This window comes from Nostoc sp. UIC 10890, assembly GCF_054786515.1.
This window is the reverse complement of the sequence record NZ_JBSGKF010000004.1, coordinates 147475-168070: the sequence shown is the minus strand read 5'-3', so window position 1 is coordinate 168070 and position 20596 is coordinate 147475. Positions and strand designations below refer to the sequence as shown.

The 20596-nt window shown below is 41.7% G+C and carries 28 protein-coding genes and 1 CRISPR repeat array (1 of these 29 cut by a window edge); of the genes, 2 read left to right on the top strand and 26 right to left on the bottom strand.

What is annotated here, in order from left to right:
- Positions 1-10: 10 nt before the first annotated feature.
- The 8 genes from ACWATR_RS33165 to ACWATR_RS33130 form a co-directional block, all read right to left on the bottom strand.
- Entirely contained in the window at positions 11-1837 is a 1827-nt protein-coding gene (locus ACWATR_RS33165) for a hypothetical protein (protein ID WP_460342410.1), read from the bottom strand.
- Between the two features lie 11 nt (positions 1838-1848).
- Entirely contained in the window at positions 1849-2181 is a 333-nt protein-coding gene (locus ACWATR_RS33160; protein ID WP_460342407.1) for a hypothetical protein, read from the bottom strand.
- 167 nt (positions 2182-2348) lie between these two features.
- The gene (gene ltrA / locus ACWATR_RS33155; RefSeq protein ID WP_460342404.1) at positions 2349-4133 is read right to left on the bottom strand and encodes a group II intron reverse transcriptase/maturase; all 1785 of its coding nucleotides are present in this window, start codon (positions 4131-4133) and stop codon (positions 2349-2351) included.
- Positions 4134-4704: 571 nt separating this feature from the next.
- Positions 4705-5187: a hypothetical protein gene (locus ACWATR_RS33150; RefSeq protein ID WP_460342401.1), complete on the bottom strand. Its 483-nt coding sequence runs from the start codon at positions 5185-5187 to the stop codon at positions 4705-4707.
- Positions 5188-5228: 41 nt separating this feature from the next.
- Entirely contained in the window at positions 5229-5639 is a 411-nt protein-coding gene (locus ACWATR_RS33145) for a hypothetical protein (RefSeq protein WP_460342398.1), read from the bottom strand.
- A gap of 163 nt (positions 5640-5802) precedes the next feature.
- Positions 5803-6513, bottom strand: a complete 711-nt coding sequence (locus ACWATR_RS33140; protein WP_460342395.1) for a hypothetical protein — start codon at positions 6511-6513, stop codon at positions 5803-5805.
- Positions 6503-7039 carry a hypothetical protein gene (locus ACWATR_RS33135; RefSeq protein ID WP_412982947.1) on the bottom strand — a complete coding sequence of 179 codons (537 nt, stop codon included), beginning with the start codon at positions 7037-7039 and terminating at the stop codon, positions 6503-6505. The genes ACWATR_RS33140 and ACWATR_RS33135 overlap by 11 nt, the downstream gene beginning before the upstream one ends.
- A 91-nt stretch (positions 7040-7130) precedes the next feature.
- Positions 7131-7349, bottom strand: a complete 219-nt coding sequence (locus ACWATR_RS33130) for a hypothetical protein (RefSeq protein ID WP_460342392.1) — start codon at positions 7347-7349, stop codon at positions 7131-7133.
- Between the two features lie 40 nt (positions 7350-7389).
- Between ACWATR_RS33130 and ACWATR_RS33125 the strand changes: the two genes are divergently transcribed.
- The gene (locus tag ACWATR_RS33125) at positions 7390-7596 is read left to right on the top strand and encodes a hypothetical protein (RefSeq protein WP_460342389.1); all 207 of its coding nucleotides are present in this window, start codon (positions 7390-7392) and stop codon (positions 7594-7596) included.
- A gap of 231 nt (positions 7597-7827) precedes the next feature.
- Here ACWATR_RS33125 and ACWATR_RS33120 read toward each other — a convergent pair whose 3' ends face one another.
- From ACWATR_RS33120 to ACWATR_RS33055, 14 genes are all read right to left on the bottom strand, one after another.
- Complete coding sequence (locus ACWATR_RS33120; RefSeq protein WP_460342386.1) at positions 7828-8067, bottom strand: hypothetical protein; 240 nt, start codon at positions 8065-8067, stop codon at positions 7828-7830.
- 14 nt (positions 8068-8081) lie between these two features.
- Positions 8082-8426 (bottom strand): hypothetical protein, encoded by a 345-nt coding sequence (locus ACWATR_RS33115; RefSeq protein ID WP_460342383.1) that lies wholly within the window; start codon positions 8424-8426, stop codon positions 8082-8084.
- Positions 8423-8620 carry a hypothetical protein gene (locus ACWATR_RS33110; protein ID WP_292753872.1) on the bottom strand — a complete coding sequence of 66 codons (198 nt, stop codon included), beginning with the start codon at positions 8618-8620 and terminating at the stop codon, positions 8423-8425. Before ACWATR_RS33110 ends, ACWATR_RS33115 begins: the two co-directional genes overlap by 4 nt.
- Before the next feature lie 113 nt (positions 8621-8733).
- Positions 8734-9003 carry a hypothetical protein gene (locus tag ACWATR_RS33105; RefSeq protein ID WP_460342379.1) on the bottom strand — a complete coding sequence of 90 codons (270 nt, stop codon included), beginning with the start codon at positions 9001-9003 and terminating at the stop codon, positions 8734-8736.
- Positions 9004-9074: 71 nt separating this feature from the next.
- Positions 9075-9632: a WGR domain-containing protein gene (locus tag ACWATR_RS33100; protein ID WP_460342377.1), complete on the bottom strand. Its 558-nt coding sequence runs from the start codon at positions 9630-9632 to the stop codon at positions 9075-9077.
- Positions 9633-9757: 125 nt separating this feature from the next.
- Complete coding sequence (locus ACWATR_RS33095) at positions 9758-11380, bottom strand: AAA family ATPase (RefSeq protein ID WP_460342375.1); 1623 nt, start codon at positions 11378-11380, stop codon at positions 9758-9760.
- A gap of 94 nt (positions 11381-11474) precedes the next feature.
- A complete protein-coding gene (locus ACWATR_RS33090; protein ID WP_460342373.1) occupies positions 11475-11678 on the bottom strand; it encodes a DUF2997 domain-containing protein in 204 nt (67 codons plus the stop codon).
- A gap of 3 nt (positions 11679-11681) precedes the next feature.
- Complete coding sequence (locus ACWATR_RS33085) at positions 11682-12131, bottom strand: DUF1257 domain-containing protein (protein ID WP_460342371.1); 450 nt, start codon at positions 12129-12131, stop codon at positions 11682-11684.
- 135 nt (positions 12132-12266) lie between these two features.
- Positions 12267-13340 (bottom strand): hypothetical protein, encoded by a 1074-nt coding sequence (locus ACWATR_RS33080; RefSeq protein ID WP_460342368.1) that lies wholly within the window; start codon positions 13338-13340, stop codon positions 12267-12269.
- 166 nt (positions 13341-13506) lie between these two features.
- Positions 13507-13800: a hypothetical protein gene (locus ACWATR_RS33075; protein WP_460342365.1), complete on the bottom strand. Its 294-nt coding sequence runs from the start codon at positions 13798-13800 to the stop codon at positions 13507-13509.
- A gap of 139 nt (positions 13801-13939) precedes the next feature.
- Positions 13940-14494, bottom strand: a complete 555-nt coding sequence (locus tag ACWATR_RS33070) for a hypothetical protein (protein WP_460342362.1) — start codon at positions 14492-14494, stop codon at positions 13940-13942.
- A gap of 140 nt (positions 14495-14634) precedes the next feature.
- On the bottom strand, positions 14635-14901 hold the full coding sequence (locus ACWATR_RS33065; RefSeq protein WP_138506138.1) for a hypothetical protein: 267 nt from the start codon (positions 14899-14901) through the stop codon (positions 14635-14637).
- A 141-nt stretch (positions 14902-15042) separates the two neighbouring features.
- Entirely contained in the window at positions 15043-15690 is a 648-nt protein-coding gene (locus tag ACWATR_RS33060) for a hypothetical protein (RefSeq protein ID WP_460342358.1), read from the bottom strand.
- 424 nt (positions 15691-16114) lie between these two features.
- Entirely contained in the window at positions 16115-16468 is a 354-nt protein-coding gene (locus tag ACWATR_RS33055) for a helix-turn-helix transcriptional regulator (RefSeq protein ID WP_194145136.1), read from the bottom strand.
- 112 nt (positions 16469-16580) lie between these two features.
- Between ACWATR_RS33055 and ACWATR_RS33050 the strand changes: the two genes are divergently transcribed.
- Entirely contained in the window at positions 16581-16856 is a 276-nt protein-coding gene (locus ACWATR_RS33050; RefSeq protein ID WP_460342355.1) for a hypothetical protein, read from the top strand.
- Between the two features lie 209 nt (positions 16857-17065).
- Here ACWATR_RS33050 and ACWATR_RS33045 read toward each other — a convergent pair whose 3' ends face one another.
- From ACWATR_RS33045 to ACWATR_RS33030, 4 genes are all read right to left on the bottom strand, one after another.
- Positions 17066-18367, bottom strand: a complete 1302-nt coding sequence (locus ACWATR_RS33045; protein ID WP_460342352.1) for a hypothetical protein — start codon at positions 18365-18367, stop codon at positions 17066-17068.
- A 305-nt stretch (positions 18368-18672) separates the two neighbouring features.
- On the bottom strand, positions 18673-19098 hold the full coding sequence (locus tag ACWATR_RS33040; protein WP_460342669.1) for a thermonuclease family protein: 426 nt from the start codon (positions 19096-19098) through the stop codon (positions 18673-18675).
- Between the two features lie 22 nt (positions 19099-19120).
- Complete coding sequence (locus tag ACWATR_RS33035; protein WP_460342349.1) at positions 19121-19453, bottom strand: hypothetical protein; 333 nt, start codon at positions 19451-19453, stop codon at positions 19121-19123.
- 176 nt (positions 19454-19629) lie between these two features.
- Entirely contained in the window at positions 19630-19905 is a 276-nt protein-coding gene (locus tag ACWATR_RS33030; RefSeq protein WP_460342346.1) for an HU family DNA-binding protein, read from the bottom strand.
- A gap of 587 nt (positions 19906-20492) precedes the next feature.
- A CRISPR array of direct repeats spans positions 20493-20596; the repeat unit is 36 nt; unit sequence ATGACCGAACCTTTGATGCCAGTAGGCGTTGATCAC (it continues 216 nt past the right edge of the window).

The following is a 20596-nucleotide window of genomic DNA, read 5'->3' as shown; positions in this document are numbered from 1 at the left end:
TTTACTGAGTTTAGTTATGGTTGCTATTTGCGCCGTCGAATTTGTACTTAATTGGAGAATCCTGAAGCAATCTTTCGATTCCTAAACGGATTAAATCTGGTGGAACTCCGTCTAATTTCAATTCATTTTGAATAAACTCATCAATTGAGTTAGCTTTCGTTTTCTCCAAAAGTGCCAACATCTGTTGAGCTTGAGTTTTTGGTGTATCAATTGATGAATTAGTTTCGACATGAGAAGAATGTTGATCGCTGGGTGCAGAATTAACAAACTGTTTGGTATCCCGGTCATAACCAGAGAAATTCTTTAACAGAGGCATTGGTATCCATTCATTGATGCCGCCGTAATAAACTGCTCGACCGACTGGTGATTGTGCAGCAATCTCCATTACTTGGGTTGAGGTAATTTTGCGATCGCTGGGGATGAGTTGAGTGGCAATCATGGCATTGTAAGCTGGGACATTATCAGGATGAACTAACGCCACAGACGTTAACTGGGATCGCAGTCCGCCAGAAATGCCCAAGTCATCAGTATGAGGGTTTTGTACGACAATCCAGAAATGCCAACCGGAACTATCACCGCAAGAACAGTAAGAGATTATTTTGTCTTTGAGCCAGCCAATTTCACCCTTGGTATTTTTAAATTTGGAACAAACAGCCGTGCCTTCATCTAAAATGATGAGCTTTGGGCCGGAGATTTTCTGGAACTCGGTAAAACATTCTTTGACCCACTTGACTGCTTCGACTGGCGACATTTCTAGGATTTTAGCCCGTTTAAAAGTATCAACACGACCTAAGAAATATCCAGTTTCTTTCTCGTCACCTTTGGGGTCAATATAAAAGATGTGTATGCCAGGATGTAGCCGCTTAATAGCATCGATTGCATTGCTAATGGTGATGCCTTTGCCAGAACCAGGGACACCAACCCACAGCATATTGGTAACTTTCTTAGCAATATGCCCAATTAGGTCATAGTGCGCTTGGGGTTTAGTGGTGTAGGTGGAGATATCGGTATTGACTGGAGGGAAAGAAGCACTTTGCACCTTAGCAGAGGGCATGGGGGAAATTTCCTCGTAGCTCCCAGCACTGTGCCCCGTTTCCTCTTCAAACCTTGCTCCCACAGCATGATTTGGTAATTGAGCAAATCGAGCTTGTGGGATACCAAGATTTTGCGGTTGTATCGCCTCTTGAATAACTGTTACTTGTTGGTAGTTAACTCGTGGGTCAATTGTCACTTGCGCTAAATGCCCAGACAATTGCTCACGGGTGGGAAACTGCCCACGTAGCTGAATAAACCAATCAAGTAACCAACGGTAAGCGTAAAATTTTTTTCCTGGCTCAACGGCGCTCAAGTATTCACACACCACATGAGATGATTGCTTGAGCATGGCAAACTCATACTTAGACATTGGCTCCAGATGCAGCATCAAGTCAGCAATTTCATTTTGGTTAGCAAAATATTCAACTCTAGCGACGCTATCACCCATTGCCGAAAGGAAAGTAAAGAAGTCGCCACGGATAAAGGGAATCGGTGCAAATTGATGAGTATCGTTTAAATCCTGAACAATTGACCACAGATAACCAACACCAGCTACGACTGCACCGATTGGAGCAAGTGGGGAAGTGGCATAACAAACAGCACCAGTCGCCGCCGTCGCTAAAGTAATGAACTTAGCAAGATTCATACCGTTACGTTCGTCCCTGGCGCGGACTAATAATTGATCTTGACGCTCTTGTAACCAAGAGGCGGTATTCCCAGCTTCCAAATACTCAATGCTGGGGTAATCGTCACGTAAAAGTGCCGTTTCTTTGGTTCCTAGCATTGGCATTTGTTGCTGCATGTGAATTCCTCTTACTTAGTTATTTTCCAAATGTTGTAACCAATCTCGCCTGCCATCATTGAGGCTACGTTGTAAGCAAAACAAGCCAGGATTAAACCTGGATTAGTGTAGCGGAAGGGATTACGACCAACGAAGGTAGTAGTCAGATCCAAAACCCAGAAAAATAGTGCGATCGCTCCACCTGTATGACGTTCTTTCATGCCAGCAGCTTTATAATCACCCCACAATGCCACGGTCAAATCGATGTTTCCAGTCGGTTTACTGCCGAGTGTGTATTGTTTTGATTCCTCAAACTCGTTCTTGGCCTGTTGTGGTTCTTTACCACGCAACGTCCGAGCTTCCATAACTTGAACAAGTGCAGAGATACCGAAACTAATCCAAAACAACGCATTGAACGGTAATTATTAAACTCAACGAGATTGTCACCAACCCCGTTGGTCTTCAAAACCGTGCTTGAAGGTTTCCCCTCACACGGCTCCTCAGTGATTTGGTGCTTGTCATGCATACCTCATCACCCATTATCCTCAGCTTTCTCAAGCTTTCTGGTGGGTTTCGGCTCGGCACTGTTACAGCCGGATTTTGTACCTGTACTACCATTGCTGGCAGTCTTTATGTCGTGGCAGTGTCTATGTAAAAGTTGATAATTATCGTATGAATCCTTGCCACCTTGCGATTTTGGGATTTTATGGTCAACTTCTAACACATCGTTTTCACGGAAGAACAAATCGCAGTGGGTGCATTTGCCTTTTTGCTTTTTCAAGAGTGTTGCCACTCTTTTAGGCATTTCGGGGTTTTTACCCATTCTCGAACTCCAATAGACCAGGTTTCCGTCGTATGGTGACGATTCGCCTTTCACCTTCACATGGCGCACTATTGGAGTGTCGCTATGGTTTAGTAGCCGAAGTGGGGTTAACCCTTCCTTCTTGGTTGCGAATACCCAGTTATTACCGCCTATGGAATGCCAATATCTTTTTGACACCCATCCCCCATTCTTTTCGGGGTGGCGGCGTTTCGCCCAAGTGCTTAACTTTTGGTACATGAGGTGGTCGATATCTGAGTAAGTTTCCTTACTTACTACAGTCGCATAGTAGTTTGCCCATCCCCTAATAACAGGGTTTAAGTTGTTGATTAGCGCCGCTTGTGGTGCTGACTTATGGGCTTCAATAACACTAGCGATTTGGTCGTAATGTACCTTTTGCTTCTGCTTGCTTGGGGTGATGATTGTTTTAAACCCGTGCTTCGAGTGATATTTCCCTTGTGGAAATTGTTGTATCGTAAAACCAAGGAAGTCAAACCCTGGTTTCTCTTGCTCATACTGGTTGAGGGTGTGAGCAAGTCTCGTTTTGCTGGGCTTTAATTCCAATCCCATGCCTTTTAACCATTCCGAGATAATCTCTTTACATCTTTGAACAACAGTTAGATTTTCGTGGAGAATCACGAAGTCATCGGCATAACGGATTAGATTTAAGGAGCTTCGTTTGCTCTGTTTGCTTTGTTGCTGTCCGTTGATTTTTTTTCTATCTAGGGTTTCAGCAAATTGTTTAATCCGTTCTTCCATCCCGTGGAGGGCAATATTTGCCAATAGCGGAGAAATGACCCCGCCCTGTGGCGTACCCTCAGATGTTGGAAACAACTGCTTTGAGTCCATCACCCCCGCTTTCAACCAAGCCCGGACTTGTCGGCGAGTGGTGGGGGATGTATTTAGTTTTGTTAGCAGTATTTCCTGGTCGATGCGGTCAAAACATTTGGCAATATCGGCATCTAGTACGAATTTTGGCTTCTGACTAATTGCCTTAAATATTGCTTCTACCGCATCGTGGCATGAGCGTCCAGGTCTGAACCCGTATGAGTTAGGTTCAAATCGCGCTTCCCATTCTGGCTCTAATGCCAGTTTGACAAGTGCTTGCAAGGCTCGGTCTTTTATTGTAGGTATACCCAAAGGTCGCATCTCTAGAGTTCCGGGCTTGGGAATCCATACCCGCCTAGTTGGGCTGACCTTTGTACCCAGGTTTAAATTTCCAGTAAGCTCTAGACGTTGCTTTGGAGTCAGCGACTTAACGCCATCTACACCAGCCGTCTTTTTCCCCTGATTATCCTGGGTTACTCTACGAACCGCAATAGCTCTTGCTGACCAAGACTTCATCAACGTCTTTTGGAGTCTGCGATATGCTTTTACATCACCACGTTTTGAGGCTTGATAAATTCTCTTTTGGAGCTTATACACTTTACGCTCTAGCTTGCGCCAGTTAATAGAGTGCCATTCCACCATCAGCTTTTTAGACTGTGTATTAGACATATTTACTCACTACTTGGGACTTTATCATCCAAATCACCGTAAGTCTGTTTGCATATTCTGGGCATTACCCCAGACATTCGCTTCTGACTTAATCTTTCCTACTCGCTGCATACGGTTAGCACCTACTCAGGGATTTGACCACCTGAGAGCAAGCGAGAGGTTATCTCGTTCCGAATGACCATAGTGTGTACCTTTAGAGTGATACTATTCGCCGGGTTTATTGGAAGTGCTTGTTGGTCAAGGATACATTTGCCAACTCCTTATCCTGTGCCTTTTGGCTCCAGCGCATTAAGCCTTATTTCGCTGGTTATCGGTGACGACGATTCAGACGTATCTTTAAGCCGAGGCTTTACTCATGGGTACTTTTGCTCGATGCTTACCGATTTAGGCTATCAGTAATAACACCTTTTCACCCCGCTTCAGGCTTTGATGACTATTCTCAAACCTGGGGGCGATGCTTTCACCGTTGCACCTACGGGGTAGGATTTGAGGGTTCTAGGATAGTGACTCTCACCTACATGGTCATTCAGTTGTCAAGGTTTTGTACCTTGCGGCTAATCCTCCAAAACCCTTACGAGTTTTTAGTTTCTAGCCAACGATTCGCACGTAGCCAACCAATCCAACCAATCCATTCAGTTTCAAACCAGGGAAAAATCGGTTTTCCTTGAAATAAAACCTGCCAAATACTATCAGTAGAAAGCAGTGTGCCAATCCAAAAACCAACCGCACCAACGAGCTTATATCCTGGTGTGCCTGGGGTAACGAATTGGGCAATGATATGTGAAATAAAGATGACTGGCAGTGAGATTAATGCCACAATCCACCGAGCTAATAATTCTAGGTAGTCACTCCCTCCTTTTTTTGGCTCTTTTTGTGGTGATGATTCTGGTTTTGGTTGTGAATTAGATTTGTTTGGAGTGAGATATTTCATAGGTCGAACAATTGTAGATTGCCGATTGTAGATAAGAGAATTGACTGTACTTACAAGAGATGCAGCTTCTCTGATTTGAGATTTATTCCGCCCACTTTCCTGCTGGGCTTGTACCAAAAACATTCAATCTCCAATCTGCGATCTTCAATCTCCAATCTTCTCGGTCAATCACGAGAATCTTTAAGTAGTGGCGAATTCTTACAAGCATTTTTGAATCGATATTTCCATTTCCATTGCCTCTGTTCAATGCGTCCAACACATAAACCAGTTGAGTCATACACAAAAACTGTTTCATCTTCTAAATAACCTGTAGTCTCAGGTCTAGGGTTACGTTTTTTCGAGTCTAAATAGTTCCTAATTCGTAACTTACTGAATGAGGGCGTAACTCCAAGAGAATTAATTTTGTCGGCGGTTTCTGCCCTTTGCTCGGCTTTAATGCGTTCAAGTTCTTCTGACTCTCGAATCGTGATGCCACTGTTGTAAGTCTTAAATTGGGCTGGCAGTTGCGATAACCAAGGACTTGCGATTAACCCCATGCCCAATAATCCCAACATCGCTTGCTTCTGGTATTTCATTGCCACTCAACCGGAATATTTTACTGTTGGAGGCCGTCGATAGTTTGTGTTGTCTGGGGTGGTGGTGCATTAATAACACGAACGTAAACAGACAGCCCAATGCAAACTAGGAAAAAAATCACTGATAATCCAAAAAGATTCTGCTCGAAAAACTTGCGCCATTTTAAGCTGGAGATTGGAATTTCTCGCTCAACAAAGAGCGTGTCAAATTTTTCAGATCCTGAATTGTCGCAGGTCGTGTAGACTTTTTTTCTGATGTTGGCACTCCTAATTCGTCTAAAAATGCTTTCGGGTCAAAACCAACAGTTGCAGCAGTAGTGAGGGTTTGAACTTGTTGCTTAATCTCATCCCCAGTCTTTAACCCGTACTCTTGGGTAATTTGTTGCCTGATTTCGGGATTCTTGGCCAACTGATAAATAAACGCTATTTCATCAAAACCTTGCTCTGTGCGTCGTTGTAATGAACGAGCATCAAGTTCACTCGTGATTTCATCGAACAATTCTTGCTCAAACTCATGAACTGCCAGCGCTTGAGCAACAGTCTTACCTGCCACAATGTCCAAGAATGCTTTAAACGTTTCCCGGCTGACTCCAGCAAGATGTAATTGTTCAGTGGCCATATCTATTGCATGAGTCTGTATATTCGCCAAATTGCCACTACCTGCTAACAGCTTCGATTTGTCGAGGGTTGCTTGCGCTAGATTGAACAACTTTTCTAAGCGATCGCTAATATCTACGGGAAATTCTTGAGCGTTCGGATCAACTGTTGGATCTGACTGAGCCAGTTGTTCTAACCCAGCAATAATTTGCTCTGGGCTGTAGCTAGCACTCAATAATTCAAATAATTCTGCACGGGTGAATATGCTATTCGACATGATGTATTTCTCCTAAACCGTATGATGTGAATCTAAGTTGTTCTTGTTCAAAGTTGCTGCGAGTATATTCACCTTTGTTAGCTTCAATAATGGCCTCAACAAGGGGCTTTTTATCAATGCCTTGAACAATGTCAGAAAACAATTCGCCAATCTTTCCTACTACCCATACTTGATACGTTGTCATTAATGGCGCACGTAGTCTCTTTTCTTGAGCAAAAGCTTTCATTCTTAAGAGTATTAATCTATACTCTGGAACAAGTTGAGCTACTTCTGTCCACCGTTCTAATGTACGGGGGCAGATGCCTAAAATTTTAGTTGCTTTGGCTTTTGACATCGGTAAAAGCAAGAAATTGACTCCCGATTGGCTTGGTTTTTGATGAAAAAGTTGTTCTCTCCATTGTGACTTCATGAACTTAGTCAAATCCGTGTCAATAGTCTCAAAAAGATAGTCAATATCTGTGTCAATCTCTGTGTCAATCTCTGTATCAACGTCACTGTCAATATCTGTATCAATATTGATGTCCATGACAAACAACTATTGACTATCTATTGACCTTGCTCTTTTATAATAAAAAACCCACGTCGAAGCGGGTAGTGTCTGTGTGACCTTTTTTGATTTAAGAAGCACTTAAATATAAATCTAGTAAACCAAAATGATTTAAGACAGATTCTTTTGGTTGTTGGTAACGAGTACTATACTCGTCAGCTAACCAGTGCTTAAGAGTTTCTGGTGGATAATCGCTTAGTTCATGAATCTCGGACACCGATAATCCGTGCTTCAATTTAAATTCTTTAGGATGAATCCGTTTCACCTTTAATAAGTGTTTGTTTGACATAATGCAATTACTTATAAAATTTTTCATTCGATGCGTTTTGATGCAGCGATACCGAAGGCACAAAAATTGTGCCTTCGGTAAAAAGCAAGCAGACCATGAGACTCTGCTCGACCTCAAACACGGTAGCATCAAGGCTTTGGGACACGCGGATGATTTCGATGAGCCTCAAAACCCTAGTAATCCCGTTAAAATAACTGTCTCATGGTCTGCTCAATCCCTTGCCCTGACTGATTCCGCGCCTCTATGAGAAAGAAAATTCATTTTTTTGAATTTTGCAGAAAACCATAACACAGCCACTCAAAATACTGAAAAATGCGAAAACTCCAATGGCAGATTTAAGAATCAATTGCTTTGTATTCATCTTTGCTTTTTGGGTGGTTCGTGCTTTGATAACAAAGCGCCAAAATCGTAAATCGTTACTGTTGGTTTTGGTTTCGACTCTATCACGAGTTCAGGACTGCCCAAGCCAACCGCATTTTTAATTTCCTGTTCCATGTCCAGATTCTCCTTGTTGATTAAATTGCTCCACCTGATCAATTGCATTCACTATTTCTCCCAAAACATTGAACGCATCATTTAGCACCACATCATTTGATGTAGAAAAGTACTCGGATGACTGAAGCTTGCGATAATCCTTACTGCTTCCAACTATTTGCAACGTATATTGACAACCCTGCAATATAGTCCGAATCTCTGATGTGGTTAATCTGATTTCCATTATTGTTTCCCTCCCTAAAATTTATCTCGTTGAATACTGAGGCTTGCTCCGACCAAAGAACTGCCCAAGAAGGTGGAAAAACAGACCAATATAGCTCCAAGACTTCTGTTTTTCTGGTACTCCCAACCAGAGATGATTATGTTGGGATTAGTATTTGTCTCGATAATCTCCAGCCCCCAGCAAGCCATTGCCCCTACTCCTGAAAAGCCAGTTAAGAGCAGAGAGACAATTGCAGTTGTTTCTATCGTGCGGTCTATGAATACTTTGGGGTTAAATCTTTTTCGAGTCCGACGAAGAACTAATTTATTACGAGTGTTTGAAGGCAAAGATGATTGATGAGTTACTTTATGGGTCTTCATTTTGCTTCGTCTAACTCCACAAAAAATCCTGCACCTGTATTTGTCACTTTTACCAGATTGCGATTAACTAACGTTTGAATCACCCCCAGACTAAAATTTATAGTGCATAATCGAGCGCTGCCACCGCAACGGCGGAGATACTGAAGGCATAACTGGGAATGGTCTTTTGGGACTGGGTTAGCTTTTTTAGGCATAATGTCTTTCCTGTTGTGGTTTGTAGGAAGCAAAGCGCTGGGTGAAAAAAATAGCCAAGCAGTATTAATGCTTGACTAAAGTGTTTTTGAATTTAAAATGTGAATTTCAGTTATTAGAAATTATCAAGATCGTAAAATTGATTTGTTGCAGAGTGCTTGTACGCTTTGGCTTTATTCATTTGATGACTAGAAGCTTTAATTACTGGGATTGCAGCTTCCTTAACTGAATCCTTTGCTTGTTGAAATAGAAATTGTGTCGTCCCTTGTGCATCTTCTTCTGCGGGGTCAATTTGTCCCCATAAGGAGCAACTTAACTCTAAAGATTCGTAGTCGCCTAAATTGAACTTACGTGTGTAAGTTACAGCAATAGTCTTGATTTCCATAATTTCCCCAAAGAATATTTCAAAATGAAGTTTAGCTTTTTAGCATCTCTTGCAAAGTGACGCTTCTCAAATTACAAATGTCGCCAGAAGTTCTTACTGATAGTCTTGAGACTGACTACCTTGGGTTCTGGTGCTTCAGGGGCATGACCAACAGCTACCGCAGCAACAATTGGTGCAGATGTCGCTAACAGAGAGTTGAGTAACTCTCGCTGATAGTCAATATCTTCTACTGTGCGGTAAACTCTGTGGTAATCAATTTGCATCCCTAAAGGTGTTGGTACTATTTTCAGATATTCATTTAGGGCGTTAATATAGCCATCGTGAAAAATTCTATTAGCAATACAAGGACGGATAATATTCAATAATTGAATAGCTCGTCTAATGTCTGCAACGCTACGTCTAGCATCAATCTCTGGCTGGCTTTCGCTGTAGCCTTTGGATTTCTTTTCTGCTACTAGATTGTTGAATTTGCTAACTGCTCTTTGATGATTGCCTAATGTGTGAACTTTGGTTTGCGCTTGATAACCGACTCTGCCCCACTGCACTGTTAAGTTACCATCTTCGACAATGGCCGCCCAGAATTTATTGCTGTTTTGAATTGCGTCAACAAAGACTAAATAGATTTCCATCTTTCTTACCCTGTCAATTTCCTAACTTCAGGGCATTGCCCTATCTGAGATAGATATACTGAACGCGATCGCTACGAACTTAAAAGAGCGATCGCCCCATAGATCAGGAGACAATCGCTTTTTCATCAGTTCATATTCCGAAACTTAGCAGCATGCAAAGACTGAGTTTTCGCTGCAACCACAAGACTACTAGCTCGTCGTGCGGTGGATGCCCATGCTTGCATTCTTTCAACCGCCGCCGCATCCTGAATTGCAAGTGGGGTAATGGTTTGGCGACAGGCTTCGAGGTCAGCAAGTGTTACCTGCTGCGGTCTATCCTCATCGAATGCCAGCAGAGCAGCTTCCGAAGCAAGAGTTTCCAGTTCAGCACCGGAAAATTTCGCGGTCGAAGCTGCGATCGCTTCGAGATATTCGGATTCCAGGTGAATGCCAAAGCGTTGCAGATGAATTCCTAAAATCTGTACTCGCTCCGGTTCTGTCGGCAGATCGACGAAGAAATTTTCATCAAATCGGCCTTTCCTTTTTAGTTCACTTGGCAGCGCAGAGGGGTCATTACAAGTTGCCACGACAAACACACCACACTGAGATTCGGACATAAACGTGAGGATATTGCCCAGAATCCTCTGTGAGACTCCACTCGTGTCACCAGTTCCCGAAAGTGCTTTCTCGATTTCGTCCACCCACAATATGCACGGGGCAATAGCTTCGGCAGTTTTCAAAGCACGTCTGACATTGCCCTCAGACTCACCTACCAGACTGCCCAAGAGGGATGCAATGTCTAGTTGGAGTAGTGGTAAATTGAGAATGTTAGCAATGTTTTTAGCCAATAATGTTTTACCTGTACCGGGCGGGCCTGCAAGCAACACACCTTTTGGTTGAGGCAGGTGTAGCTCACGCGCCTCTTGTGTGAACAGCCGCCGCCGCCGAGTCAGCCACTCACGTAGCAAATCGAGTCCGCCAAATCGGATTATCGCAGGTTTACCCAATTCGATACCCATTTGAGACAGTAGCCGAGTTTTGTACTCGACGGCTTTGGGGATGAAATCAGCATCAACAACGACACCATCATTAGTTAAGTTTTCTTTGACTGTTAACCGCAGAAAATCACTGATTTCTTCTAAGGTTAAACCCAGTGCTGCACGAGAAAGAGATTCAAATTCACCATGCTCTAAGGAAATAGTGAAAGTCAATTCCTGTTCGATAGCTGACTGTTGTAAGTCATGCAAATAAGAATTGATATGAAGTAGTATTTGGTCAATATTAGGTAAAGGAACTTCACAATAAGGAATCAATCTGACTAAGGATTCGTGTAATTGTATGTTCTGACCTAACAGCACAATGCGTTTATCTGTGGGTTTTAACCTGTGGTAAAGGTTTTTTACCTTACTTAAAATCTCCCAACTCAATTGAGGTGAGTTTTTGGCAATAAAGGGGTGAATATCTCCGAGGATAAATACACCATTCCCACTAAAATTAGCAATGTAGTCGAATACAAATAGTAGTGGGTCAGCCTGTGGAGGTCTTTTGTACTCTGCAACTTGCTTAAACACCAATCCCCCATCTGCTGCGATTAAACATTGCTCCAGGGTGGACACTCCCAGATTCCAGAAGAACACTGGACTTGATAGCTTGCTAGATGCCTCTGTAGTCAGCCATTGAATAATCGTTGCTTCATCAGGCGAAAGCACATCAACAGCAGCGATAGGGATTTGTGAATCGAGCGTGGAGAGCAGATTTGAGAGTTTCATGTCAGATTTCAGATAACTTCAATTAATTTTGGCGAAGCCATTGTGACAAAATCAGTAGTCAGTTATCGCTAAAAACTGACTACTGACTGACTAATTATTGGCGCTGGTATTGTTGATGATTTGCTGCTATTCGTTGTGTTTGAGCTTCCGGCTTAAATTCACGTTCGCCCTCCACAACTCCAAGTGCTTCTTCAAATGGTTGCGTAGCTAATAAACAACTCACTCCCTCGAACCCTTGAGCTTCCACTCGAACTTCACCTGTAGCTGAATCAAAATGAATTAAAACTGAACGTTCCATAATTTATCTCCGTGCAAATTGTTTAACTTCTTGATGTCCGGCAAAAGTCAGGCGTAGAGTTTGCACGCTCCCGTTGATTTCTTCAGCGATCGCACATTCACCAAACCTTTCTTGTAACTCGGCGGCTTTAGCGCGAACCATCCGTTGTCCATAAGCCAGCATTAGTTTATTGCTGAAAAAGTCTTTGCCCAGCTTCGGAACTGTTTCATAACTGTCGTGTATTACTTCGTACACGCCGCTTGACTGATTCCACTTGAATCCGATGTCTGCACGGGCTTTTATGGTGCGACCAGATACGATGATTTCAGCACTTTGTCCTTGTGAACCGCCATAGTATCCTTTTAGTGGCTGTGCTGTTTCGTGAACTTGCGGATTCAGTTTCAAGTCTTGTAAAGCTTGTACTAGACATTCAAGGGATACAAGCTTGGTTTTAACTGTTGAGAAATGCGACATTTTTGGCTCCAAGGCTTTCAAAGTGGTTTGAGAAATAGTATGGGTGCGATATTCTTTTTGGGTTATTCTGGAAACTACGTATTAAATCCATTGGGATCAGTCTTGAGCGAATTCACCCTCGCCCAAGACTGTTTTTTACCTGAACTTAAACGCGCTAACGGTAGCTTTCGACAAGCCCACGTCGCTAGTCGCAAGTGATTGCAGATTGCGCTGTTCATCTAGTAGCTTGGTGCGAATCTCTTGCATCTTTTGCTGCAACTGATTGCGCCCCTCACTACCAAGATTCTTCGACTCAATCGCCGGATCATTAACAATCGAGTCAATGTGCGCCATCATCTGTTGCAGACTGCTGCCAGCCTCCGGGTCAGCATTCGCTAGTAGTACCTGAACCTTCATCAGATGGCGTTCCATTTTCCTTTTGAACTGTACGGGCTTGCGTCCTGGTTCCCAGTCGCTCAATTCTTCAAGCAACTGCGCGGCGAGTTGTTCACCGCCAGCTAGAGCCGATTCCCGTAGCCTTTGCTCCAAATTTTGGTCATACTGTTGGATGAAGCGAGTGATTTGGTCTAAACATTCGGCTTGTTTATGATCGAGTTGTTCGGATAGGGCAGGGATAATCACCGGACGACCAATAACGACTTGCAAATAATCTTCAAGGTCAGTCAGATTCGGAAATGCTCTTAACAAATTGGCTTTGACATCTTCTTGTTTCTCTAGCGATAATTTCCAAGTCTGGAGCGATAAAAACTGGTCAATTCGCTCTTGATAATCTTCGAGTCCTGATTCGTAATCGACTTTTAATTGATTACGCAAGCCAGGAGCAATATTATCTCTAATATTAAGAAGTTGACTCCAAACGAGCGGAGCCAAATCAATCGGACAAACCCAATCACCAGTATCAGCAGACATCCATTCTTGAACCGAAGCAATCTCTTGCCTCAATTGGGCAGCAGCTTCATCAAGCTTTTTAAATACCTTAATTCCGCGTAAACCAACTTCGGAATTTGTAACTTTCACAAGGTCTGATTCAATTTCAGAGACTTCAGCTTTTAAGACATCAGCCCATTTAGGAGCAGCAGACTTTGTACTTTTCTTCAGTTGAATACGAAAGCGAATGCGGGTTTTATTTAACTGTGAGAAGTTGTGACGCTCTACTACTGCATCAGTTAGAAAATTTGTAGCGATAGGGTTGTCAATTGCTTGTACCATGATTATTCACCTCAATCAATATTTTTCACTCTTGATTAAGCGAAGCTTTCTTTGTGGCTATTTTTCAACTTGTGAATGTCTGTAGTAGCTCTATAGATTACTTTTGTAGAGCTATCTTTTAGCCGAATATGTCTTTTAATGACTGGTGGTTTGTGTGTTGACATGGCTAAAATAGTTGAAGTTGCTGTGAATTATCCTGTACCACAGGCTTGTTATAAGTCATGCCTTCAACTTCATAACAACGGGTCATGAGTTTGTTTCGATTTAGTCGAAAGCTGACTTTTTTTCTTTGATTTGGCAGAGGTAAAAACAAATACTGTGGATGTTGGATAGTACCTGCATCGCCTAAGTATCGACAATGTGTACCATTAATTTGGTAGACCTTTGAGGAGCTTAACAGTGTCGCGTCATACACTTTAATAAAATTTGTTTCCATCTGATTAATGTTGGAATGTGTCATAATTTAGTGTTGAATCGATTTTTCTCTACAGTCAGGCTAATTAAATCTGGCTGTAGAGTTTTTGGTACAGCATTATGTAGCTGTAGATAGGCTTGGGCAACTGATCTAATGTGTTAACTCAAGCCCTATTTACAACTAACTAAAACACCATTTCTGAAGCTGCCTTAACTACATCTATTGCTTGACGTGCTGTAACTTTCCAGTCAGTTTGGTCATTATAATTAGTCATGATTAGCTCAGACTCTACCCATACGCGACAGAACAAAACACTTTCGTCAGTTGTCCCTGGCTGCGGTTGTAGGGTGATGGGAGAATATAATTGTTGTGGGGTCAGAGTTGCGATCGCCGCAAGTATGCACTTTGAGAAATGCGTATCGTAACCTGATTCTAAGATATATGTCCGGTCTGCTTGAATAGTTATTAGTAACTTGCAGGTTTCTTTTTTACGGCGTTCTGTATTCTCAAACCGCAGTTCTTTAAGATATCCTGTCAGCGCAGTTTGAGAGATATCACTCGGTTCACCATTTAGTGTGTACCATAGCCCTCCGTGCTGGCGATTACAATATATCTTGCAATTGCCAGCTTCACTGTGCAATCCTAATTTCGGCTTATTGATTGAAGCGACTAATTGCTTGAGTAGTTCCTCTTGACGCATCAGGGCAGCAAGTAGTTCAGCATTTTCTTGAGTGTTCATTTGTTTGTACCAAAAGCATTTTCACTTTTGCATTGGCGAAGCCGTTAGCTTCAGATGTATTTATCAAGTACAGAGTCAATAAAACAGCGCTCTTGCATTAGCAAAAGCGCCTCAAAACTTAGTAATTTGTATTAACTAAACTATTCTTCTGGGCTGTTTCTCTGACGCAATAACCTGAGAACTTCTTCTAAGCCTGCGTTTAAGTTTCTTAGATCAGATTTCATTTCTCTAATATCTGCTTTCACTTGCCGCATATCCGAAGCTAAACCAGTTGCCAGCGTCATTGTTTGAGCTATGGCAGTTTGAGATGTTCCAATGGTTCCTGCTTGAATTTTTAAGTTTGTAACATCTTGTGTCAGTTCATTGAGGCGTAGGTAAATATCGTCAAATCTAACATCGTCTGTCATTTAAACCTCCTTGCTGACATCCTCTACTACAATTTTAGCCATATCGCTGTGTCATCTCCTCATCTGTTGAGCGAGGCGTAGCTAAAAACAGAAAACAGTAGGCGCGACCGATGAAGATTTCGGTCACGCCTTCTGATTTTCTTACGCCGCCATTCCCTCTATCCGCGCAAAATCGGAGTCTGTGAACCCACCGCAATCAAGAGGCTCGTCTGAGGGTGGCTGATATTGCCGTAGCTGTTCCCATTCATTAGCCGTCGGTTGGTCAAACGGCTTATCCAGCAGTTCCCCACTAGATGGTTGCGTCAGTTCTACCATCGATAATACCCACACCGCATCAAATGCAGAATCACACGGGACTTTCTGCTGATGCACTGAAGTTGCCCGAATAACCCACCAACAACCATCAGCGCAACCGATAGAACCGAGCTTCTGTTCATCCTTATAGATGCCGTCATCTAACAACTCAAATCCGAATTGTTCACACTGGGTGGCTATTTCGCACATAACTTCATTCCCCGTTGTAGCGACTGGGGTTTCTTCCTGTACTGGCAGAGTTCCTCGCTTATACTGCTGGCAGATGAAGCGATGGCAAAGCATTAGAGTAGCAGCACGATGAACTTCTTTATCGTTCACTATTACTAACCAAGGTTGTGTTAAATCATCATCATGAGTAATAGTGGCTATCAGTTGTCTACCAGCATAATATTCGTGGTCGTAGAAGCTGATTTCGATTACTCTCAATTCTTCAACCTTGACGCAAGGGGTTACAGTTGTTGCAACTTGTGGCATAATTTTAAGATTCCTTTTGGATAATTGGCGATCGCAGTAGTTGTCCAGACAGTTGCGATCGCCTTTTGATTTGTGTACTAATTGACGTTGTGGCTTGCCACAACACTCTCAATCTAGAATTGGCGAAGCCTAATATTCTCTTGCTCCTAGCCAGTGACCGGAGCTACCAAGCAGGATATACAGCGCGTCAGGCGACGGGTGAGTTTCAATAACATCATTCGCTAGCCTTCATCCTGTTAGTAATTTTTATTAAGAACTCCCGCAATCCTTATCTACCTTCAGCAGCTTTGACTATCCACTGCATCTGTTACCTGGGGATATTGTTCTGTTCTGTTTTTTTCAAGGTTCAGTAGAAGCGCTTTTTGTATTTTTATGAGGAGCGCCTGTTTCATACTTTTATTATCACTGACGGCGTTAGTGATTGTCAACCAGTTTGAATCACCTTTTTAGGATTTTTCACTAACTGAACTTGTAAAAAATCTTCTACAGATATATCAAGAGCCTTGCATATTGCTTCTAGCTTTTCCCAAGAAACAGTAGGTTTGAGTCCTTTACGTTCATCAACTGTATATTCTCCGCGCTCCAAGTGCTGTATTGACTGGTAAGAACAGCCAGCCCGTTTAGCCAGCGAAGCCATTGACTCTTCACCTCTAAGTATTTTTAATCGCTCTCCCATCTCTTTAGTCCACCAGACGCTAGCGATAAGAGTTTTTGACATAATTAATAGTTCTTCTTCTATGTAATCTTTTCTATTATCGCCACTTGACTTCTCAGCCATAATACAATAACTTAGTTAGTGATAAAGAGTAATACCTTTCACTAACTTAGTTTGAAGCACGACAAAAGTAAAAGCGATCGCTTGCCCAGGTGCAATGTGATGATTTCAGTTTGTGCCAATTGCGATCGCACAGAAGTTACTCGAAAAAATCGATTTAAGCTTGTCTTATGTTGGTCGGCTGGGGCCGAGGGGTAAACGGAAATGGGTTTACCAGTTTATTAAACCTGATGATGAGCGGAATTGTATCTTCGAGAAATGGTTGAGCCGGGATGCTTCTCAATCTGATGCTGTGTCCGGTACAAGTAATATAGGTTTAACACCACCAATCACTAACCTCCTAAAACTCCCCAAAGATCAGATGAGGCTGTTGGGGGCTAGCATGGATTAAAGCTGAGATTGCGCCAGGGGGTAGAAGGTGCTGGTCAGTTCTACCAAAACCTCATTTCTAAAATTGGGGAGGCCGTTGGGGTTGCTGATGGAGAGCCTTTTTGGAACGGGTATTCGGGGTCAGTGGCAGGTGTAGGTTGATTTTGGGGATGGGTGTAACCCTGTTAGGTGCGAGTGGGTTGCGTGCGTGGGGTAATTTATGTTTGATTTTTATATATAAGGAAAATCAAATAATTTCAGTAAGCTATTTAGCAAATATGCATTACTAATTTGAAAAACTTCTTGCATCAATGCTTCGGAGGCAATCTGCGATTTACTTGGCTTAATTGGAGGATGAATAATACCATTTCTCGCTTCGGTAATAGCTGCTACAGTGTCTTTCCAATTAAATTCTTTTGCTTTCTTGTTGATTTCTGGATATTCTTCTATAGGCTCTAAAGGAATTGCAAGAATTTTTAGTAAAAGTTTAATTTGTCCATAAGCTTTTAGTCCATTAAAAGCATCAGAATTAACATACTCATTAATTTTCAAAAATGTCCAAGCTATTTTCTCTAGGGCAGATTGCATTAAAATAATAGAAGTATTGTATCCATTGAAATGCTTTAGGCTTTCTATGTACCACTGAATTGCATTTTGAATAACATTTCTCCATACTGGGTCTTCCCATTTTTCCATAAAACCAGCGAATGCAGCAACAATTTCTGTAGAATCATTATTAGCCCAACTACAACCGTCTTGCCATGAATTAGCTTCAATTATGGGATTACGCCATTCTTCTAATACTTGATTACCTTCACTATCAAAACCTGATACTAAAAGAGGTGTTATCCAAATACCTCTGGCAAATGATAAATAATAAATAAATGCTTGAATTATATTATAAGCCTCATCCAAAGTGAATGGAGTATTATCTATATGTTCTATTTTGCATATATGAGTAATTCCGTAGCCACCTTCTGATTTCAATAATTCCTCTATATCAAAGCAGTTATCCAAGCTTGCTAGAACTATGTGCCAATTACCATAGTCAAATATAAACTGACCATCAAAGTCCAACCAACCTTCCCTCGCAACAAATTCATCTTCCTCATCTTCATGGTTAAATATATTACAAATATTAAACCACCAAAAATTAGGGACATGAAAAACTACCGATGCTAAGTTATCTGTTCTTCCTTGAATACAAGGCTCTCTTAAATGTCCTAAAAGCTTATTCTTATTATTTCCCCATTGTGTACTATTTGAAATATGTATCTTTATACGATATTGCGGAACTAGCTCAGTTAATTTTAATTCAAGCTCATCTTGATTATCCATATCAAACATATCTTCACATAAATATATGAACTTAAAATTTATATTAGGTGAAGGATACCAAGATATGTTAATAAAGACTTTGCCTTCAATAATTTGCTCACCATTAATCAATTCAGCAAAACCTCGGTAAAGAGAAATATGCTGATTTGGGAATTTTTGTTTAATTATTTTGGGTTTTGGTTGCCAGTAAGCCATATTATTCTTAGCCCTTAAATTTGTTTATTAAAGTTTTAGTTGAGTACTACTATATTTAAGTTAGTTAAACAGTACATTTATACAAAATCATAACAAAACCGTAAAAACACTTAAAAAAATGTTTTAATCTAAATAATAGATTCAACTGTGGTATGGCTTTAGTTATTTGCCAGAATTAATTATTGTATAATTGCTGACTTCCGAATCCATGAGTGCATAGTCTCAAGTAGTACGATCGCCCTACAACCCTTCTATACTCAATTAGTTTTTACTAAATTTTGAGAATTGCACTATTGTTTTCGTTTTTACCGTTCGCACCCAATCCCATCACCATCTCTGTCAAAACCATGATGGTCAGGTGGCAAGACTCTAAACCTTCTTTGGGTAATATCTGAGCAATCTAAGTCTGGTGAATTCTTTGGAATGCAAAAATCTGGGTAAGAGGGATCGCAGTTATTCTGTTGCTGCGGTTGGATCGGTTGTGAAGTTGTCTTTTGGGTAGCTCTGTGGCGGAAGTCCCAAGGCATTACAGGATTGGACTGACTCCAAAATGCTAAACGCTGTTGTTTGGCGGTGTTTTCACCCTGCAACAAACTATCTCTAGACTCTGGACAGCCTTTGAGATACTGACGATAGACCACAGCTTGCCCTTCTTGCACCATACTCACGTTGACACTGCGATTACTAACAAACACCTCTGCAACCAGGCGTTTATATTTGTCAGTTTCAATAGCACGTGATGTTCGTACTTTCTTACTTCCTTGCGCTTAATGCCTGTTGACTCAATTGCATCACAACATTTTGGGGCAATGGGTCTATGACAGCATCAGTAGGCAGTGATTGGATAAAAGCTGTTACCTCTTGCTGGGTTTTGTATTTCCCCTCACTCCAAGCATCAGCAATCTGTTTCGCCACTCTATTAGCATCGTCTCGCTGATTATGAGCAGTGACACACCCAATATCATTACCTGTAAATGATATCCATGTCTGCCAAAGTCCCGTAACTGGATGCTGAACAATCCCTGTAGTCAGTTCATTGTCCTCAAGCACTAATTTTTTCTTTGGGCCGCCGAATCCTTTAAACATGACTTTCTTTAGTAAAGGCTATCTTTTCAGAATGCCCAAAATAAATGCAGCGATCGCGCTTGTGTAACATCTGCAATTCAATACTCACGTTCCCTCTAACGTTGGCCCACCTGCCTTGAGAACAGCGAACGCTACAGCTTTACAGTGATTGGATAGCCAGTGGTAAAACAATTCATCTATGGCGCTACTTTTTCTTTAAACTGCTTCCCAGCAGAAAAAGCAGGCACTTGGGTCGCTGGGATAGTCATTGGCTCATTGGTTTTCGGATTACGCCCTTCACGTTCTGAGCGTTCGCGTCGCTCGAATGAGCCAAACCCAATCAGCGTTACCTTTTCACCATTGGCTACAGCCTCAGTAACAACTGACAAAAAAGCACTGATGATTTCATCAGCTTGCTTTTTTGTGACGTTGGCTTTGGCTGCTACAGCATCCACTAATTCGCCTTTGTTCATAAATCAACCTGAAGTCTTGTTTTGAAAAGGAAGTTTACTTTACCATTACTTTCTCTTTTCACGAAAGGGGGAAAACGACTAATAATCAAGCAGCATACGAAAATTAACAATGCATCAGCTACTACTGTGGCGACTTTAAATTAAAGGTAAAGCCAGTTGAGTTTCAGGAGGTCATCTCTTGTAGTCAAACAGTTAATCTACAGTTTGCGCTTTTTCAGGTGATTTCTGCGGCTTTGCACAAGCTTGACTAAAGCTCTTGCTCAAATATCACTTGCAAGCCCATTTCTTACCAAGCATTTACTGAACATATACAATTTGACATGGATCTCTGAGTGTGAACCTCGAAATAGAAACACACAAGGATGAAACCATTATGGAGCTTGCTTTTCAAGCTTTTTACGCCTGTTATAGGTGCTTGCATTTTCCTTTAATGGTTTGGAAGCCTGTTCATACAAGGATTTCAATTTTATTTACATTTAGTAAGAATACGATTTGCGGTAAATATTAGCTATTCTATTGCTTAATCAAGGCAGGTGCTTGTAATATCGAATTTGGAAGCTTTTATACTGTGCGTTTCAGCGTTCGCTATGACCGAACCTTTGATGCCAGTAGGCGTTGATCACCAAAGTAATATGTTTTTTGACTTTTTGTTTTCCTATGACCGAACCTTTGATGCCAGTAGGCGTTGATC

Coding starts and splice junctions, on each gene's coding strand:
- ACWATR_RS33165 (WP_460342410.1), bottom strand. CDS start 1,837: ATGCAGCAACAAATGCCAATGCTAGGAACCAAAGAAACGGCACTTTTA.
- ACWATR_RS33160 (WP_460342407.1), bottom strand. CDS start 2,181: ATGGAAGCTCGGACGTTGCGTGGTAAAGAACCACAACAGGCCAAGAAC.
- ltrA (WP_460342404.1), bottom strand. CDS start 4,133: ATGTCTAATACACAGTCTAAAAAGCTGATGGTGGAATGGCACTCTATT.
- ACWATR_RS33150 (WP_460342401.1), bottom strand. CDS start 5,187: ATGTTTTTGGTACAAGCCCAGCAGGAAAGTGGGCGGAATAAATCTCAA.
- ACWATR_RS33145 (WP_460342398.1), bottom strand. CDS start 5,639: ATGAAATACCAGAAGCAAGCGATGTTGGGATTATTGGGCATGGGGTTA.
- ACWATR_RS33140 (WP_460342395.1), bottom strand. CDS start 6,513: ATGTCGAATAGCATATTCACCCGTGCAGAATTATTTGAATTATTGAGT.
- ACWATR_RS33135 (WP_412982947.1), bottom strand. CDS start 7,039: ATGGACATCAATATTGATACAGATATTGACAGTGACGTTGATACAGAG.
- ACWATR_RS33130 (WP_460342392.1), bottom strand. CDS start 7,349: ATGTCAAACAAACACTTATTAAAGGTGAAACGGATTCATCCTAAAGAA.
- ACWATR_RS33125 (WP_460342389.1), top strand. CDS start 7,390: ATGCAGCGATACCGAAGGCACAAAAATTGTGCCTTCGGTAAAAAGCAA.
- ACWATR_RS33120 (WP_460342386.1), bottom strand. CDS start 8,067: ATGGAAATCAGATTAACCACATCAGAGATTCGGACTATATTGCAGGGT.
- ACWATR_RS33115 (WP_460342383.1), bottom strand. CDS start 8,426: ATGAAGACCCATAAAGTAACTCATCAATCATCTTTGCCTTCAAACACT.
- ACWATR_RS33110 (WP_292753872.1), bottom strand. CDS start 8,620: ATGCCTAAAAAAGCTAACCCAGTCCCAAAAGACCATTCCCAGTTATGC.
- ACWATR_RS33105 (WP_460342379.1), bottom strand. CDS start 9,003: ATGGAAATCAAGACTATTGCTGTAACTTACACACGTAAGTTCAATTTA.
- ACWATR_RS33100 (WP_460342377.1), bottom strand. CDS start 9,632: ATGGAAATCTATTTAGTCTTTGTTGACGCAATTCAAAACAGCAATAAA.
- ACWATR_RS33095 (WP_460342375.1), bottom strand. CDS start 11,380: ATGAAACTCTCAAATCTGCTCTCCACGCTCGATTCACAAATCCCTATC.
- ACWATR_RS33090 (WP_460342373.1), bottom strand. CDS start 11,678: ATGGAACGTTCAGTTTTAATTCATTTTGATTCAGCTACAGGTGAAGTT.
- ACWATR_RS33085 (WP_460342371.1), bottom strand. CDS start 12,131: ATGTCGCATTTCTCAACAGTTAAAACCAAGCTTGTATCCCTTGAATGT.
- ACWATR_RS33080 (WP_460342368.1), bottom strand. CDS start 13,340: ATGGTACAAGCAATTGACAACCCTATCGCTACAAATTTTCTAACTGAT.
- ACWATR_RS33075 (WP_460342365.1), bottom strand. CDS start 13,800: ATGACACATTCCAACATTAATCAGATGGAAACAAATTTTATTAAAGTG.
- ACWATR_RS33070 (WP_460342362.1), bottom strand. CDS start 14,494: ATGAACACTCAAGAAAATGCTGAACTACTTGCTGCCCTGATGCGTCAA.
- ACWATR_RS33065 (WP_138506138.1), bottom strand. CDS start 14,901: ATGACAGACGATGTTAGATTTGACGATATTTACCTACGCCTCAATGAA.
- ACWATR_RS33060 (WP_460342358.1), bottom strand. CDS start 15,690: ATGCCACAAGTTGCAACAACTGTAACCCCTTGCGTCAAGGTTGAAGAA.
- ACWATR_RS33055 (WP_194145136.1), bottom strand. CDS start 16,468: ATGGCTGAGAAGTCAAGTGGCGATAATAGAAAAGATTACATAGAAGAA.
- ACWATR_RS33045 (WP_460342352.1), bottom strand. CDS start 18,367: ATGGCTTACTGGCAACCAAAACCCAAAATAATTAAACAAAAATTCCCA.
- ACWATR_RS33035 (WP_460342349.1), bottom strand. CDS start 19,453: ATGTTTAAAGGATTCGGCGGCCCAAAGAAAAAATTAGTGCTTGAGGAC.
- ACWATR_RS33030 (WP_460342346.1), bottom strand. CDS start 19,905: ATGAACAAAGGCGAATTAGTGGATGCTGTAGCAGCCAAAGCCAACGTC.